Origin of the sequence: Mycoplasmopsis caviae, assembly GCF_024498215.1 — a bacterium.
GTDB classification, from domain to species: Bacteria; Bacillota_I; Bacilli_A; order Mycoplasmatales; family Metamycoplasmataceae; genus Mycoplasmopsis; species Mycoplasmopsis caviae.
In genome coordinates this window covers 1135131-1155014 of the sequence record NZ_CP101806.1, presented here as the reverse complement: position 1 = coordinate 1155014, position 19884 = coordinate 1135131, and the positions used below count along the sequence as shown (strand labels likewise).

Annotated in this window: 8 protein-coding genes; 5 read left to right on the top strand and 3 right to left on the bottom strand. The window is 27.4% G+C overall.

The genetic code is table 4. The features are described from left to right. The first annotated feature begins 240 nt into the window (after window positions 1–240). Complete coding sequence (locus tag NPA07_RS05630; RefSeq protein ID WP_256553205.1) at window positions 241–2490, top strand: ATP-dependent DNA helicase; 2250 nt, start codon at window positions 241–243, stop codon at window positions 2488–2490. Between the two features lie 55 nt (window positions 2491–2545). On the opposite strand, the gene NPA07_RS05625 is transcribed toward NPA07_RS05630, so the two are convergent. The 3 genes from NPA07_RS05625 to NPA07_RS05615 form a co-directional block, all read right to left on the bottom strand. Then, window positions 2546–3094: a hypothetical protein gene (locus NPA07_RS05625; protein ID WP_126118207.1), complete on the bottom strand. Its 549-nt coding sequence runs from the start codon at window positions 3092–3094 to the stop codon at window positions 2546–2548. Window positions 3095–3182: 88 nt separating this feature from the next. Further along, entirely contained in the window at window positions 3183–5021 is a 1839-nt protein-coding gene (locus NPA07_RS05620; RefSeq protein WP_126118208.1) for a hypothetical protein, read from the bottom strand. A gap of 283 nt (window positions 5022–5304) precedes the next feature. After that, window positions 5305–7902, bottom strand: a complete 2598-nt coding sequence (locus NPA07_RS05615; protein WP_126118209.1) for an NPCBM/NEW2 domain-containing protein — start codon at window positions 7900–7902, stop codon at window positions 5305–5307. 115 nt (window positions 7903–8017) lie between these two features. Here NPA07_RS05615 and pth point away from each other — a divergent pair, with 115 nt between their 5' ends. The 4 genes from pth (at window position 8018) to NPA07_RS05595 (ending at window position 19884) form a co-directional block, all read left to right on the top strand. Beyond that, the gene (gene pth / locus NPA07_RS05610) at window positions 8018–8578 is read left to right on the top strand and encodes an aminoacyl-tRNA hydrolase (RefSeq protein ID WP_126118210.1); all 561 of its coding nucleotides are present in this window, start codon (window positions 8018–8020) and stop codon (window positions 8576–8578) included. Then, the gene (gene tilS, locus NPA07_RS05605; protein WP_235659541.1) at window positions 8556–9470 is read left to right on the top strand and encodes a tRNA lysidine(34) synthetase TilS; all 915 of its coding nucleotides are present in this window, start codon (window positions 8556–8558) and stop codon (window positions 9468–9470) included. The genes pth and tilS overlap by 23 nt, the downstream gene beginning before the upstream one ends. 45 nt (window positions 9471–9515) lie before the next feature. Then, window positions 9516–11603 carry an ATP-dependent zinc metalloprotease FtsH gene (ftsH, locus tag NPA07_RS05600; RefSeq protein WP_126118211.1) on the top strand — a complete coding sequence of 696 codons (2088 nt, stop codon included), beginning with the start codon at window positions 9516–9518 and terminating at the stop codon, window positions 11601–11603. A gap of 187 nt (window positions 11604–11790) precedes the next feature. Further along, window positions 11791–19884: an ABC transporter permease gene (locus NPA07_RS05595; protein WP_126118212.1), complete on the top strand. Its 8094-nt coding sequence runs from the start codon at window positions 11791–11793 to the stop codon at window positions 19882–19884.

Here is a 19884-nt window from a genome sequence, read left to right as displayed (position 1 = left end):
AAAATTTATATTAATTAATAAATATAAAAAAATGTTTATTTTTTAAAGTTATCCACAAAGTTATCAACATTTAAAACATTTATTTATAGGCGAATTAGTAAAAATATTAACTTATTAACAATTGTTAATAACTGTGTGGAAAACTTAACCTTTTAAATATAAATTTACAACAAAAAAATGTTGATTTAAACATTAAAAACCTTAATCATTTTTATATTATTCAATATAATTTAATATATTATGCAGACAAAAGACACAATAAGAGTTAAAGGAAACATAAAAAAAGTAAGAAAAGGACTTGCAAACAAATGAGTTCTTTTTGATTTTAAATCTGTTGATAATCAAATATATGTTGTTTATGCAAGAATAAATTCAGAAGATTTTTTGCAACCGAATCATTTATATGAAATGGTATTAAGTGGACCAAATAAATATAACAATTATATGCTTGAAGAATACAGTATGGTTGAGACAACAAATGATGATTTAAAATTATTATTAAAAAATAATGTCAAGGGTTTCAAAGAAGAAGACCACAAAAAATTAAAAGAAAATGTTGGCGAAAATTATTTAGATGTTATTAAAGAAACACCAAAAGAACAACGCAAAATTTTTCACCAATATATAAAACCTTTAATGTTAAGAAAAATAGAATCATTTATTGAAGAAGTTATGAAAATGAACAAAGATGAAAAATTCTTCGTAATTAACAACATTTTTAATTTTTATACAAAACTTAAGCAAAAATTACCCCTTACAAAAAACGATTCATACTTAGATTTTTTTGATAAGGATAAAGATGACCATGAGGATCCTTATTTTGTTTTATATATTGAATTAGGTTTTAATTTTGATGTTGTTGATAATTTTGCTTCTTTATTAAATTATTCAAAAACTTGCGACACAAGACACAATGCAATAGTTTATAAATCTATTTTAGATTATGCACTACAAGTTAACGATACATATTATAATTTGCAAGATTTATACAAAAATTGAGTTGAATTCGCAAATGCTTGAATGTTATCAAATAAACTTTTAATTGATGAGGCAAGCATTGATAATCTTTTCTTAAAATCAGTTAATGAATTAATAAGGTTAAAAAAACTTGTTTTTGAAGAAAAAGAAGATGGGCCAACCATTGCTCTTTCTTACATTAGAGAGCAAGAAGATTTTATTTTTAATAAATTAATTTCAATAAAAAACAAAATTAGTAAAAAAGTTTCAAGCATTGAAGATAAAAGCTTAACAAACAAACAACTTGAGGCTCTTAATTGTGCATTAAATGAATCAATTAGTATAATTTCAGGTTTTCCTGGTACTGGAAAAACACACATTATTAATCATATTTATGAATCATTAATTGACCAAAAAGCTTATAAAAAAAGCGAAATAGAAATTTTAACTCCAACAGGTCGAGCAGCAATTAATATTAAAAACAAAAGTGATAATTTACCAGCAAAAACAATTCATAATTATTTAAGAATTGATAAAGAAGATGATGAAGCTGTCTATAATACTGATTGTGAAAAAACAAAAGTAATTATTATCGACGAGTTCTCAATGGTAAATTTAAAAATATTTCATATTCTTTTAAGTCATCTTTCAAATCTTGAAAAAATAATTATTGTTGGTGACAAAGACCAACTTCCTTGCATCGGGCCTGGAAACATTATGAGAGATTTATGTTCATGAAACTTTATTCCTAAAACTCTTTTGGTTGAAAATCAAAGAACTGAAAGTGATGAAATTTGTGAACATTTTCTAAGTATTAATAATCCAAAAATTAAACAAGTTGAAATAGGTAGCACAAACACAATTCAAATGAAAGAAATTAATTCTGAGGAATTACTAAATGAATTGGCTTATCTTTATAAAACATATAATCCTGAATATAATACTGAAAAAATGGTTACCTTAATTCCACTTTATGAAGGCAGCGTTGGAGCAAAAGCAGTTAATAAGTGATTACAGAGTGAAAAATTAAATAACTATACATTTAAGTTACCTAAATTTAAACAAAGTAAACACAACTATATTTCAATCCGTGATGGTGTGTCATTCTACCTGTTCGATAATGTTATTCAACTCGTTAATGATTATGAAAAAAATGTTTTTAATGGTGAAATAGGAATTATAAAAGAAATAATTAATGATAAAAAACTTGTTGTAGAATTTCCACAAGGTGGAAGTAAATTTAAAACAATTACATATAGCAAGTCTGAAATATATACCAATTTATCATTAGCTTATGCACTAACTGTTCATAAATTCCAAGGTTCAGAAGCACCAAATGTTGTAATTCCTATCTTTGATGATTATTCTAGAATGCTTAACAAAAAACTTTTATATACAGCAGTTTCAAGAGCAAAAGAAAAATTATTTATTCTTGGGGATTTAAACCTATATGCTAAGAAAACAAAAACCGAGGGTACACAGGAGAAAAACTCTTATTTATTTGACTTAATTAAGAAAAATGAAAAGATTTAATATAAAAAAAGATCTTCATGCTTTTAACAAAAAACACCCAAAAGGTGTTTTTAATTTAGTAATCTTTGCTTGTTTTTCTATTTATTTTATCAATTATTGTGTTTACAATTGTGTGAATTAGTAAGCCAACTAAACTTGTACATTGAAATCCTAAGAGTGTTCAAATGACTCATTCATTTTTATTAATATAATTCCAGATTATATCAAGGTGTCTCATTACCGTTTTGTCATTAACTAATCAACTAACAAAATAAGTGAATGCACCAACAAAACAACTAACAATAAAAACTTGTACTATTAGTAATAGGATTGATCAAAACATATAAACAAATCTGTCGCTATCCACAAATAAATAAACAGCAAGTGTCATAAAATAAAAAAAGTTAAAAAATATTATAAATACAGCCACAATTGAAATTACTCAAAGTCAAAAGAAATTTTTTGTTGTATTTATTCAATTAAAACCAAAAACGAATACAGAAAAAAGAGAAAAAGCCAATATGCCAACCAGTGGACCAACATAAATTTTTGTATCTAATATTCCACAAATTGTTCTAAAAGGTCAAGTGATTAATGTTCACAAACCACTAAAAAAATCTCCCATATTTAATCCTTTATATTCAACTTATAAATATTATATTTAAGAAGTAAAAATTTCAAAACAAACAAGCAGTGTTGCTTGTTTATGTTTATTAATTTACATTGAAAAAACCATTAGAAATTGCTTCATAAGAAATGTCGATTTTATTTCTTGTTGATGATGAAACAGTAACTTCATAGATAATTTTAAATGAAACTTTGTTTCCGACGGGTTGTTCGTTAATTTCAATTTTTTTAAAATTAACAACAAGAGCTTCAATTTCAAATTGTTTCTTAGGTTTGTGTTCTCCTTCAAAATTAATAGATGTATTTTTTAATAATGTGTTAATATCTTTTCCGTTACCTAACAAATTAAAGTAGGCATTTTTGTGAAATTTCAAAGACTCATTATTCCCTTGTGATTCTTTTCTAACGAAAGTGTGTTGGTTATTTCCAATTTTACTTTTTATTCATTCAGCATCTAGAGAATATTTTTTGGCATTATACTCACTTTTAATAAATTCTTTAAGTTTGTTTCCGCCATTACCTTCAATTGCGACAGAAAGAAGAAGTTTCTTTGATAAATATTCTTTGTCTATTTTTTGGAAACCTAAAACAGTAATTTGTTTTACTTCATTTGAAACTGTTTTTTGATTATTGTTATCCTCTATTGCAAGTTGATAAGTAATTGTCATTGTTCCATCATTATCATTGGTTTCAATTTTTTCGTTTTCGGTTTGGATTCTATTTTCGCCAAAATAGTTTTCATTTTCATGTTCAATAAATGTAAGTGCAATATTGTTTAAACTATTTGATTTTTCTAAATATGAAGAAGCAAAAGCGTCATTTATATCATTGGTATCTTTTTTAATTTTTGCTGTTGAAATAATGTAGTCTAAAACATCCTGGTCACTATATGATGGATTGTCAATTTTTACTTTATTAAATTCAATTTTTGTTTTAATAGTTTGAACCTCAGTTGACCCTTTATCTAGTTTTTTATATTCAAATTCACCTTTAAAATTTAATTCATCTTTTTTAGTGCCAGTTAGTGTAAAAGTTTTAGAAGTAAAATGATTTTCAAATTCATTGGTAAGTTTTTTAATATCCATTACCCCATTTTTCTTGCCTAAAACCTCAAATTTTTCAATATAGCTTTCAATTTCTTGATCTTTAATTTGTTCAACTTTTTTCTTTTCTTTAATTAACTTACCTAGCTTTAATTTTAAGCTTGATGAATTTTGACCATTTGGCAAATCAAAAGATTTAAAACCTGACATTTCTATTTCATTTGTTCCAATTTCAATTCCATTTGATGTTATTTTTGCTGAAATTGTAATTTTACCTTCGTATTCATCATATGATAAAACTTTTATATTAGAAATGGTGTCTTTATCTTTTGTTGTATCCTTTAATAACCCTAGTGTTTCCCTAACTGTCTTTGAAGAATTAAGTTCAAAAATATTAGCTAAGTTGCCAAACCTATTAAACTTGATTCCATTAACACCTTCTTGAAAATTTTTTCAATCAGTTACAGTTGGAAGCGAAGGCTTAATTGAGGGTAAAACCACAGTTTTTGTTCCAATTTTAATTGAAGTTTTAAAATCAATTAGTGAAGTTTCAAGTTTTTCAAGTTCACTTTTAGCATCAGCATCTGAATTGACACTTTTAGCATGCTCCAGGGCACTTTTGAATTTATCAACATTACCTTTATTTGTAAACTTTCTATTCAATTCAATCTTAGAAACATCTGTTTCATTTGTTTCTAATAAATTGTCAAATAAATTCATTCTTTCTATTTCATCTATTCTACTTTTTAATCTATTAAGATATTCTTTATCTTGATAATTCTTAACTTTTTCACTGCAAGCAGCAGAAACAAGAATTGTACTTAATCCTATAATTGGTAATGAATTAAGTACAAGAAACGATTTTTTCTTATTACTTTTCATAAAAATTTATTTTAATTAAAAACCTTTCATTATAAATTCGTTATCAAAAAGCAAAACATTTTGATTAAAGCACAATGAATTATACTTATTTTAATTTTTCTCACACACCAATATAAGTAGTAAAAAAGCAAAATTATGAAAATAATTTTAGTCGTTGCAAACCGAGCTATTATAACACAATTTAAAAAGGCAAAATTTTCTAAAAACACTGTTTTATAGTACTTTTGGTAAATGAAAGAGTTCAAAGTGTCAAAGAAAAAAGCACAAAATTTGTGCTTTAAACCTAGCGTATTTGAATTTTAAATGTTTCATCAATTCCTAAAATTCCAACATAAATACCAAATGATTTGTTTAGTTTCTGTTTTTCGTCTTCATTTAATGTATAAATTCGTTCTCTGGTTTCAATAAAACTTTGTTTATTATCTAAACTTATTCGATAAACATTAGAAGATCCTTCGTATTTAGGATTAAAAATTATTTTATACGCATCCTTACCTTTTGTACTAAATGTTGCTATTGCTTCATCAACATTCAAAATATTTTTAGCAACATCAACTGAAACATTTGCATTAATCATATCGCTTTCTTTAAGCTTTAAATTTGCATGAAGAAAACTAAGAACAAATTGATTTAATTCACTTTTGATTGCTTGGTCATTAATGTTTTCAATAAGAACTTTAGATAAATAATAATAAGCGATAGGATAATTTTGCAATGCAATAACTATTTTCTTAGTTAAATCTTTCTTGTCTTGGTCGCTTTTATTTGAATTAATATAACTAGTTGTCAATTTATATCAAGCGTTATAGTTTAGTTGTGAAACAACAGTTGCTTTGTGTAGCAGTTTTTCATATTTGCTAATTTGTTTGTTTCACTCTACTGAATTTCTTGAATATTTTTTCTCAAGTCTTGATGCTAAATATACATAAAATTGCGAAACATCAAAATCATCCTTATTCATTAAAACATTTTCTGCTAAAATCAAAAAAGGAGCTGCAAATTCAATGTTCACATGTTTAAGATCTCTGGGAACTCAATTATTCATTAGTCTACCACCGTGTAGTGTATATCTTGTTTTAGATCAGCCAAAGATATTGTTATCCAAACTTCAATAATTATTCGGTCTATAGTTAAAGTATGCTGAATGGCCTGGTTGTCCAAGTTCTCTTGCTGGACGACCAACAGATGCACACATTCCAGCACCATGCTTAGAAATACCACCGCAAACCTGACCAACATGAACGGCAACTCAACCCTTAAATTTTCCATCATTTTTGATGCCAAATTTTGACAAATTGTAAAGTTTGTCAACTTTATTAAATTCTTTTATTGCATCACTATCATTAGGATTATAAAGGTTATATTGTTTAAAATAAATATCGTGAGCATTTGCTTTTGTGTATTTTACATAGTCATAACCACCTTTTGAAAAATTACCATCAAAATGTGAACGCTTTCTAGCATAGTGGTTAAACCACATTATTTCTTGGTCAAAAATTCTTGCATCCATAACCATTCTCATGTGTTCAATATCAAGATTATCAAAAATATTTTTGTCTAATTTTGGATGCCAACTTTTATTTTGAATTCTTTGTTCTAATTCAAGAAGTGCCTTATCTTCTTTTTTACTGCGGTTTAATTTTACTTTAAGTTCCTCGAAGTATTCTTTTTGTTCTTCTTCATCGTTTTCTTCATGTAGCTTTTTAAAAATATTGTATCTAACATATGGATTTATTTCCTCTTGGTTTCATCAATCTTTATATTTTGATGGATTATTAAGAGCAAGAGCAATTATTATTTTTTTGTAGATTAGACCTAACCTAACGTTTGTATCAGTGTCCTTATTATTAATTTGCAAATCACTTTTGTGAAACCTTAGTAACAAACCAAGAGAACTTAGTGAATTTAATCAGTTATCAGAACTGTTTTCATCATTTATTTCTCCACCAGTTGCATAAAGTTCAAGTGCTTCATTATCTTCATTAAATAAATAATTTAATGCAAACAAAATATTTTCATCTATTTCAAGAGCCTCAAAAAGTTTAAAAGGTTCAATTCTATTAACAATAATACTTTTGTGATATTTAACCTTGTCTTCATTACTTAATGTTGAATTTTCATCAAAATTTGCTAAAAATTTATCATATTTATCCAAATCCAATTCAAGCCCGAATTTATTGGATAATGCTGTTTTATAGTCTTTTTGGTAAAATAGAGAATTTACCAAAACCCCGTGATCATTATTAATGTTTTGATTTGACTTAACACTAATTTTTAGATATTTGTACCCTTTTATATTGAGGTTAATTTTTGAAAGTTCATCATTTCCTTTTTTAGGGTTTGAGTCTTCATGTAAAACATGATAACTTTTGTTGTCTAGTGAAACTGAAAAGACAAAAGTAATTCCATCTCCTTTGTTATTATTTCTTGCATCTAGACCATAAAAAGTAAAGAAGTTATCAAAATTGTAATTTGATAAGTCATAAACAATCTCTTGTTCCTTGTTACCCCTTAGAGAATGAATACCTATTCCTTTTTCAAACTTAAGTTTTTTACCATTTTCAATCAAATAAAACGACTCACCTGCAAAACTTCGATCAAATTTAATTTTAGACTTATCAGTTACCGACAAATAATTAACTTTTTCTAATGAAAGGAAAGGAGTGTTCTTGTCAATAGTTCTCTTTTCATATTCCTTTGTTTTTGTTTCTCTATCTTGATTATATTTTTGCAAATATTCATTGTAATTTTTAGTTAGTTGATCAACAAATGAAATCTGTTCATTATTATCATTTATTTCTTTTTTGTGGCATGAAATGAAAATTGGCAAGGTTGATAATAAAGCCGGTAGGAAAGCAAATTTAATTATTTTTTTCTTCATGTCTTAATTATAACAACTAGTCAAAATTAGTTCATTATTAACATGTTAATAAACATATTTAAATTTGCAATTTTCTAATGCTAATAATAAATAAAAAATAATTTATAATTAGCATATGAAATTAATTGTAGGTTTAGGAAATCCAGGTTCACAATATCGATTCACAAGACACAATGTTGGTTTTTTAGCCATTGACAAATTGTGTTCAAATTTTAATTTAACTTTAACAAAAGAAAAATTTAACGGTTATTATGCAAAAACTGAAGATTTTATATTAGCTAAACCTGCAACATATATGAATAATTCAGGTGAGTTTGTCCAAGCAGTAGCTTCATTTTATAAGATAAATCCTGCTGATATCTTAGTAATTCATGATGAAAAAGATTATGAAATTGGACAAGCAGCAATTAAAATAGGCGGGTCAAGTGCAGGTCATAATGGCGTTCAAAGTATAATAAATAGTTTAGGAAATAGTGAATTTAAAAGACTAAGAATTGGCATTGGAAAAGATGTTAAAAAAGAATTAAAAGATTATGTTTTAAGTAATTTTACAAGTGACCAAATGCTCGTTATTGAGCAAGTGCTTGCCATTGCTGTTAAAGCTGCAATATCCTTTGTTTACAACGATATAAAAATAGTAATGAATAATTTTAATGTTCATCGCAAAGGCAAATAGTATGTATATTTTAGGAATTAGTGGTGGGCCTGATTCAATGTTACTTCTTGATGAATATGCTCACAAAAGTGAGCCAATTTTTGTAATTTGCATTAATTATAATCAAAGAGCAGATTCATACAAGGATGTTGAAATTGTAAGAAGTTATTGCACCAAAAATAATATAAATTTTGAAATATATAACTTTGACAAAAACGACTATAAAACAGGCAATTTTGAAGAGTGAGCACGTGAAAAAAGAATGGATATTTTTATAAATAAATATCATGAATTAAAAGCTTCAAAGATATTGCTTGCTCATCATAAAGATGATTTTATTGAAACGGTTTTTATGCAAAAGGAAGCAAAACGAACCCCGTCGTTTTGAGGCATTAAAGAATTCAATATTTATAAAGGTTGCATAATTGAAAGGCCATTTGTTAACAAATATTTCAAAGATGAAATATTAATAAAATGCAAAGAAAGAAATATAGATTATGCACTTGATTACACTAATAGTTTGCCAATCTATACCAGAAACAAATTTAGAATCCAACTCAGTAAACTATCTAATGAACAAAAACAAAAAATACTAGATGAAATATATGAACAAAATAAGAAACTAGCTTTACAAGAAATAAAACACAGCAGTGTCTATAAACAATGAGAAGAAAACAAATTTAGAGTAAGTTTTTTCTGCACTTTGAATTATGAATATCAAAAGCAACTTATTAGAAAATTTGTTTTTGCAAATTGCAATGAAAAAATAAATTTATCATCAGGCAAAATTGATAATCTTGTGAATTTTGTGAAGGCAAATAATACAAAAAAACCACAGTTTTTGTTAAATAATAAATATTATTTGCAAAAAGAAAATGGAATTTTAATGTTTAAAACTAAATTAAATATTTAAATAATATATAATAACTATTACTTAATTATTGCAGAAAGGAGAATTATGCAAAAAAGTAAAAGAAGTCCACTTTCAATTTTACTAATCACATTGTTAGCAGTTGTAGCATTTTCTTTTATAGCATATATCTTGTTTAAACAATTTGGACCAAAGCCTAGAGTTGCCAGTCTTAATGATTTTATAAATGATCTTAAAGCAGCGGCAAAGAATTCAGCTGACAATAAATATATTGCAAAGCTTGAATTTGACTCTTATTTTGGAACTGCAAGATATGTGTTTGTTGATGGTTCAGTCGCAATTGAAAAGATAGCTGAGATAGATAGAATTAATGCAGCGTTTTATAGTTCGACACACAGTTTAATAGGTGAGGCATTAGCTAAGTCATTAGGTGATAAGGATAAATTTATGAATTTGACGCCTTATGATTTCTTTACAAAACACGTTTTAACATTCGAAAAAGATGGCAAAGAATTTGTTGGCTTGCTTTCATCTAAACCACTTTCTGATGGACAACCATCATTATTAAGAAGTTTGATAACATCATTACTTCCAACCTTTGTTATGGTACTTTTATTGTTTTTCTTATACAGATATTTAATGAAGAAAAATATGAGTATGATGGGTGCAATTGGAGATGAAAGAAATCCAGCCAAAAAAGTTAAATCAGATAAAACATTTAAAGATGTTGCTGGTAATAAAGAAGCAATTGAAGAAATTGAGGAAATTGTTGACTATCTTAAAAATCCTAAAAAGTATGCACTTGCAGGTGCGAGAATGCCACATGGAATTTTACTTGGTGGTCCTCCCGGTACAGGTAAAACTCTTTTAGCAAAAGCAACAGCAGGTGAAGCAAATGTTCCATTTTACTTCATTTCTGCTTCAAACTTTGTTGAAATGTATGTAGGTCTAGGTGCAAAAAGAGTTAGAACAGTATTTGAAGAAGCTCGCAAAAACGCCCCTGCTATTATCTTTATTGATGAATTAGATGCTATTGGTCGTACACGTGGAGCGGGTCTAGGTGGTGGTCACGATGAGCGTGAACAAACACTTAATCAACTTCTTGTTGAAATGGACGGTATGACACAAAACAACGGAATTCTAATTTTTGCAGCTACAAACCGTACTGATGTTCTAGATCCTGCGCTAACACGTCCTGGACGTTTTGATAGAACAGTAACAGTTGGATTACCTGATGTTAAAGAGCGTGCTGAAATTCTTGAATTACATGCAAAAGGAAAGAGATTATCTCCTGAAATTAAACTTGACCAAGTTGCAAAGAGAACACCAGGTTTTTCTGGTGCACAACTTGAAAATGTTATTAATGAAGCTTCATTAATAGCTGTTAGAGCTAATTCAGATGTAATTAGACGAGATGATATCGATGAAGGTATTGATAGAGTTATGGCAGGTCCTGCTAAGAAAAATAGAGTTATTACCAAAGAAGAACTCACAATGGTTGCATACCATGAAGCAGGACATGCTGTAGTTGGCTTAAAAGTTAAAGGCGGAAACAAAGTTCAAAAGATTACCATCATTCCTCGTGGTAATGCTGGTGGCTATAATCTAATGACACCTGAAGAAGAAAAATACAATGCAACAAAACAGGAATTAATTGCAATGATTACTGGATTTATGGGTGGTCGTGCATCTGAAGAATTAATTTATGGCAAAGATCATGTTTCAACAGGAGCTAGCGATGACATTTCAAAAGCAACAAAAATTGCTCGTAAAATGGTAACTGAATTTGGTATGTCAAGACTTGGTCCAATTCAATATGAGAAAGATGAAGGTTCTCCATTTTTAGGGCGTGATTATCTAAAAAGTGCTTCATTTAGTTCTCAAGTTGCCCATGAAATTGATCTCGAAGTTCGAAGAATAATCATTGAAGCAGAAGCAAACGCAACAAAAATTATTAAGGAAAATAGAGAACTTCTTGAACTGATAAAATCTGCATTGCTTGAAAACGAAACAATTGTTGCAGAAGAAATCGAATATATTGAAAAAAATATGAAACTTCCTCCTAAAAAAGAATTAGACAACACAAAAGCAAAAGTTTACACACTTGATGAACTAATTAGTAGTGACAAAAAAGAAGAAAAAAATTCAACAGAAAAGGAAGATTCTAAAGAATAATAACAACCCGCACCGTCGGGTTTTATTTTATCTTTTTTCTTAAATATCTATAAAATAGGTGTTTTAGAAAAAAAGTAACCTATAAACCGGATCAGGAATTATCAAATCTAAATTATTTGTATTTTTTAATAAATAACTACTAAATTAGTATTTTTTATTATAATAATACATATTAATAGGGGGGGTGATGTGAAGATTATTTAAAGAAGTTTTTAAATCTCTTTCTAAAAACAAAGTTATAGTAGCAGGCCTAAGTATACTTGTTTTTTTAACTTCTGCAATTTTTACATTGCTTTCAAATGTTAGATCATCTATGGTAGGTGGTTTTAATGACTATAAGAATGTTTCAAGACTACAAGATGTTAATGTTGATCTAAACTTGCCAATGCAGGGTAGTGCATACAACCAAGGCTACTACATTAATGGTGAAAAATCGGATGATTTTAAAGGTAAAGATAAAAACTACACGCCAATAATTTATCAAATTGACCCGCAAAGCATCAAAACTTCATCATTACCTGAATCAGTCAAGAAAGAATACTATGATAGCACAAGAAATATTTTATATTTTGGAAATAATAAAACCGAATATTTACCTTTTAGTAGTATAGGAAATATTGATCAATTATTGAATGCTTACTATTTTAAGAAAGAAGACTTGTTGAATCTTTACTCAATTTATAAAGCAGAGCAAAACATTGATAACAATCCTAAACCTGATATTAATTTTGATTTAAAAAACTTAGATAATTTAAATTTTGAATTAAAGGAAAAAGACAGATATCTAAATATTTATAATAAAGTAGCAAATGATGTTTTTGAACAAGTTTTCACTGACAAAACTCTTGAACAAAGCGGAAATGTCAAATTTGATAAAACATACAAGATTGGCAACCTAATGAATCTTATTAAGAAAGATGACCAAATTTATGCTACACAACTTAGTTCATTATTTATTAATGTTGAAACAAAAGAAATAACAGCTAATTTTTCAAAAGGTAAAAATTGAATTGACCAAGAAAAAGGTATCGAAATTAAACCAAACGAATTGGCTGAATTATTTGATTTTGAACCCTCATCATTTGGTAGTAATACACCCAGTGGTTTAGTTTTTAAACAAAAGAATAAAAGTGCAGATTTAAGTAAATTTATTAATTATAGTTCTGGCATTCAAGAAATAAATGAAAACCTTGACTTAAAGACAGAGTGAAAGATTAATGAAATATTTAGTAATACCCTAAGCCCTATTAAAGCACAAAAGAAATTAAAATTAGAAAAAGGCAAGAAATTTACTTTGCCAATTGAATGAATAGTACAAGAAGAAAATAAAGTTAAATTTCTAAGATGAAATTATTACACAAGCTTTGTTGATAAAGACGGCTCAAAAGACAAATGATTAGGTGCTTTTAAAACCTTTATGGAAGATTTAATCGAGTCTTCAAGAACTAACCCTGAAAAAAGTTTATTGTTGGATAAATTAACCACTTTTTCATATTGGAGAAAAAGTAAAATAAATAAACTTACACCATATAAGAGTGACAAAAGTCTTGATGTTGACAAGCAAATTGAAAAATCATCAGATATACCACTAGGTTCTAGTTTTAATTATTTTGAACTTACACAAGTTGACTTGTATACAGAAGATAAAAGAATTAGGCCAGATGGAAACAAGTATCAAATTGACAAAGATAATTCACGTCCAATTAATAAAATCGAAAGAGAAACTAAAAATGTCGATGACAAAATTAGTTTCCTAAGCGAAATAAATAATGAAAATATTAAAGATGAGAGATTTTCTATTATAAAAAATGAAGCCTATGAAACAACAAAGCGAAAAATAATTAATCAAATTGCTCAAAAAGTTAAAATCGAAAATATTGGTCTTCGTAAAACAATGACAGTTGATGGTATTAATGAAGAAACAGGCAAGCAAAACACATTTCACTTTATTAGCACCGGAAATGAAAATTACGTAGTTGATGGTGTTAAACAAAATGTTGGAAAGTTATATGATGAATATTATGATCCATCGGTCTTAAATAAAGTAAGTCAAAGTCAGAATAATGTTTATGAAACTCATCAATTGACACCATATGTTTCATCATTAGTAATTCAATCTATTGGTAGAAATCTATACCCAGACCCAAAATATATTAGACCTGCTTATCATTTTGCAAAATTGCTTGACTACAACATAAATAGTGGAGAATTAAAAGAAAGTAAAAACACTAAAATAATTCCTCTAACAAATTTTGTGCCACATGAGCAAAATGTCGATGGTTCAAAAACTCCTGATTACAATTTAACAAATCTTGGTGTGGTATTCTTAGGAAATAAATTTAAGATAGCACGCAGAGTTAAAGACGCAAATAATAAATATATTGAACCTGAAACATGAGAGACAATTTATCCAGACAAGATGCCACAAAGTGGAATGGATAGAGGTCTTTTGTCAAAATGAATGGAAAAATATCAATTAACCATAGCTACAAAATTCATTAGAACACAAAATGGTGGTTGAGTAAAAAAAGATTCAACATTCCAAAATGTTTCATATATCCCTATGCTTTTCTTGAGTCCAAAAGCACAATTGGTTCAAGACGTTTTAAGTTATGGAAAAGTTGATTACTTAGCTAGCGCAATTGAAAAATACCTATTAAATTTTGACTTAGTCAAACAACAATTTATCACACCTGAGCAAGTTTATCAATTAACAAGTGTCTTGAAAAAAGTTTTAAACGACAACAACTTTGCTTCAGTTTTTGCTTCAAGTAAAATGAATAAAAAAATATTACCTAAAATCATTTTTGACTTCGTATATGAATTAAGTCATTATGAGGGTGGTGATGTTCTTAAATCGGTATTTTTTAGCATTTTAGAACAAGCAAAAGCAAAAATAAAATCAAGATCATCATTAGTTGAACGAAAAGCTTATTTAACTAGTGAAGTTGAAAACTTATATAAATTAATAAAAGATATAGTTTCAATTGATTTAAGTAAATATTTAAGTGCACAAGCATTGGTTGATGTTTCACATGATCCAAATAAATTTATTGATGCAATTTGAAAAATAATTGACTCAATTGACTTCAAAAAATTTAGCAATTTCTCACACGAGTGATACAAAAGCGAAAGTGATAAAAAAATAATCTTTAATAATAAAGAATATGCTCAAAAACTTTCAACAGGTTTAATAATCAAGTGGTTATTTAACTCAATTGATCAAAAAAGTTTAAAAGAGGGTCTTAAATTATTAATAGATAATCTTGATATAGCTGCATCAATCAATTTAGATAATTCAAGTAGTTTACTTTACAATTTATTAATTAAATTTAGTCCATCCTTAATTAATGGTTTAAAACCAATAATTAAGAAAATGAATGCTGATACTTCTAATCCTCCTAAACCTTATTCTAATGTTAAAGAAGGCTTAATAAACATATTAACAAATATTGATTTCAATATTTTAGCAAGTGAACTTAATCAAATGGTTAAGAGACATTATTTAGATTACAAAGTAATTAAATTTAATAGTGAACTAAATAAAGATGAAGAAAAAATACACCCAATTGTATTAGATTCAATTAGTCCTAAGGACGGAATGATAGCATTTCTGAGATCAATGTTTGGTATACATGGATCAAATAGAGCATTCAAAGATAATTTAATTAAAATGTTTAACTTATCTGATAAATATAAGGAAATTGAATTGTTAAATAGTAGCAAAAAAATTTATATTCCAGATAAGGATGATAATAAAGTAGGTTTTATTGATTTTCTTGAAATTTTTGCTTCTGGTCTATCAAATACAGAAGTAAAAGAATTTAATAATTACAAAATTGAGCAACAATTTTTAGCACTATATTCATCAATTCAAAACCTAGATGAAGTAAACGGTAGTGTTAATTTAGATTTACTAAAAGAATCGCAAAAAAGAATATTAAAACAATATGGTTTATTTTCTTCAAAAACCTATAAAACAGATATTTTGGCAAAAATAGAAAAAATTATAGGTTTCATAAATCAAACAAAAGGCGGAGCTTCCTACATTAGTAATGAATCAAATAAAACAGGTTCTGATTTATTGAATGATCTACAAAATTTTGAAAATAATGGAACTTGATCAATAATTAAAAAATTACTTTCTTCATTGTCAACTCCAACAATTCAAAATGAATATGCATTAGGTGCACAAGCGTTTTCTATTTATAATCCATGAATTCAAATGTTTATGAATAAAGACGCAAACCATTCTCAAGCAGTTCAATTTGTTAATGATTTTATAAATCTTGCACTAGATAGTGAAATATTTGACATTAACAAGAAAATTACAGAAAATGACAATATTCCTTTTGCTGGTATAACGGATTATGGTTTATTAGAATTACTAGATGACCCTGAAAAATCAAATTTATTTGCTTTTGATAACAGTGGTAAATTTGTGAATAACAAGGTTGAAGAGTTTGTGACAAAAAATGAAGTTTACAGACAGTGAATTAAGAAAAATAAATTGCTTTTACTTAAACAATTAGGTTACATCACAGCAAGTAAAATTTACAGCAACTCAAGTGAATATAGTGACGGTGTATATTTAGGAATAATTAGAAAATTCTTAAACAACTATTTATTTAAAAAAGACTTCTTTGAAATTAGAGAACAAGCTCACATTATAATGTCAACATTAAATTTAAGCCTTCCATTACAAATTTTTGGTCTAAGTGAAGCCTTAGTTGATCCTATTTTAAGATTTACTTTTCCAGAGATTACATTATCTTATTTAGCTAGTCAAAAGTCTAATGTTGGTTTAGTTAAGGCTAATTTGCAATACTTATTGCTCAATAAAATAGATGATTTTGAAAAAATCGTTAAAGATGGTGAAGACAAATTTAATACCCTAAGCAGTATTCTGGAATCAGCATTCAGTAAAAAAGATACATCATTAGTTCCTCTTGATATTGATGATGAGCAAACCTTAGTTTTAGATGGTGCAACATTTGATAAATTCAAAGGTATCAGTTCATCATTGTTTGGAATTGACTTTATTAAATTTACCCTAGAAGTAATTAACACCATTGTTGAACCTAAAGAAATAAAAGATATTGTCTTTAATAATTCAAACAGTTATTTAGCAAAAGTTAACTATGCATACTTAGTAAAAAATAATAAAGCTATTTACACAGGCCAAATTCCAGGTGATCCTTTTGAATTACTTTCATTATTAGAAAAACTTGATGAAAAATATGTTTTAAATGTTAACGGAACTAAGTTTATTATTGTTGGACAAGAAACAACAGTAGACTATATGTATCCAGTTATTGACGAGTACAACTTACAAGTTAATACTCAAAGCCAAGCTCTAGTTTATGTTAATGAACACGGATTTGATAGAATTCGTTCAGGTTATGTTGGCAATGTTGTTAAAAAAGTTTTATATGTTAAGAACTCAAAGGCAACAGGCTTAAGCAATGTTGAACTTAAAAAGTATATTACTAACATAATTGATAAGTCAATTACTGATAATAATAAGTTACAAAGAGTTTTCTTGGCAGATGAAATTGATTTAGTTAACCCAGAAAGAGCACTAAGAATTACAACTGTTCAAGGTATTATTAAAGCTGTTTCAACTACAACAATTGCTCTTGTTTCTGTCTTTGTTACTCTTGTGGCTATTTCTACTATATTTATTATAAAAAGATATATAGCAAGCAAAAATAAGGTTATAGGTATTTTGGTTGCTCAAGGTTATCAAACATGACAAATATCACTAAGTTTTACAACTTTTGCACTTGTAACTTCTGTTATTGGTGGTGTTCTAGGTTATGTTATAGGTTATAAGAATCAACTTCTTGCTATGAATGTTATAAACACATATTGAACTTTACCTAAGAATGCAATAGGATTTAATTTCTTTACATTATTCTTCACGGTATTCTTACCATTTCTTGGAATGAGTTTATTAATTTTTGTTGTTTCACTATTTGCACTAAGACATAAACCAATAGATTTAATTAGTGGAGTAAATGAAATACCACAATCTAAATTCTTCAAAGCTTATCAAAAATCCACAAGAAAGTTCAATGTTAAAAAACGCTTCTCTCTTACATTAGCATTTACAAGTTTTTGGAAGTTAATCTCATTTACTGTTAGTGTTATGCTAACAGGTGTAGCAACACTTTTTGGTGTAGCCAATACCAATGTCTTTAATAGAACTATTAATGATACTTATAAAAACAGGTCATATACTTTTAAGGTTGACCTTGAAACCCCAACAAGAGAAGGTGGTCCATTTAAACCATTTAAACCACTTGATTTAAATAATAATCTATATACACCACTTGGTGATATAAGCGATGGAAATAGAGAAGCTGCAGATTACTTTAAGCCTGGTTATTCAAGCATAATTAATAAAAATGGTAAAAATGGTCCTCTTTCACCAGATCCTGATAAAGCCTCATTTGACTCACATATCTTAAGTCAATTTTCAGTTAATGTTGCTGTTGCAGCAGGTGTTGCAGTTGATCCATGACAAGTTGCATACAATGGTATGCCTGATACTCAGAAAGCTAAAATTGATAAGATTAGGGACCGAGTTGGTTATCAACTTGAACGAACTCAAGAAACAACAGACAAGATTTTTAATGTTGACCCTAATACATATGCAATGAGTTTTGTAAGTAAGACTAATAATCAAAAATTGGATTTCTTTAAATATTACCGATCACCATATGAAAAGCAAGGAAGTTTTAAATATGCTCATTGAGATGAAAATAGTAAAACTTACCAAATGCTTAATATAACAACAGATAAATATCGTGATGAATTTAGAGATTTTTTAGTTAATGGTTATAAAGAAATAGCTAAAAAAATTAAAGCAGAAAAAGAAGATCCAAACTTAATTAAAACAAGAGTAAATAAACCAGGCAATTTATCTGATTATTGACTTACTGATAAAAGTGATTTAAGTGGACCAACAATTCAAGATTACTTTATTAGTTTTGGTGGTGTATATTTTGATGAAAAATATGATGAAAAATATACTTATTTAAAGGTTTCAAATAATAACAACACCTTCAAAATTTATGGTTATCAAAAGAACAGCAGGTTTGTAAAACTTATAGATAAAGACAATAAAAATCTATATGATTCATTATATGAATTTGATACCTCAAATAATATTTATCCATTGGTTCTTAATGAAGTTACATCGAATAAATATAACTATAAAATAGGTGATTTAGTAAAATTCGAAATTCTTAATCATGTAGACAGGTTTACAAACAGGGTGATAAATAAGCTTGATAAATCACTTCAAAATGGAACTAATTTATCAAATCAAAGTATTACATTTAAGGTTGTTGGTATTAATCCAACATACATAAATAATGAATTGATTACAACAATAGATGCAGCTAACAAACTAAGTGGCCTTGATACCTTCAAAAACAATTTAGGATTCAAGCCTTTCAATGGTATTATGACAAACAACCCTGTTCCAAGCCAAGTCATTGACTCAGCTTCACTTTATTCACCAAGTGGATATTGGTCTGCTTATGATGGTTTTGATTTAAGTGGTATTGATGAAAATACTCTTAAATCAATGTTTGAACAAATATATAACCCAACCAATGGTGTACTTAAAAACATACTAGTGAAAAAGTTTGGTAATAATGAGACTCAAATTAAAAATCAAATAATGAATTTCCTTGATTCAAATGAATTTGTATTTGATCAAGCAAAATATGAACAAATAAAAAATTCTCCTAAGAGTGCAATTGAGGTATTTGCCAAGTTATATGATTCAAAACTTTATATTGCATTAGGTACAAGCATTGATTCAAAAGATATTGAGGCTGGATTTACAAGCCAAGTTGGATCAACTATTGGCACAATTTCAACTTCTATTATTGCAATTAGCTTCATTATTTCACTTGTAATTTTAATCATTATGTCGACAATTATGATTAGTGAAAACGAGAAAAACATTGCTATATGATCAATTCTAGGATACACACAAAAAGAAAAATTAGGTATGTTCTTTGGTGTATTTATTCCATTTATTATTCTGGCCATTGCATTATCGATTCCAGTTGTGTTATTAATGATATTTACATTTAATAAATTCCTGCTTGCCTCCTCCTCGATTTCTTTACCTCTGGTATTAACTCCATTGCACGTATTCTTAACAACAATAGTAATTTTTGCTATATTTATTGCTACTTCTTTTGTTACATGATATAGTATTGCCAAAATGAAACCAGTTGACTTATTGAAAGGAAAATAA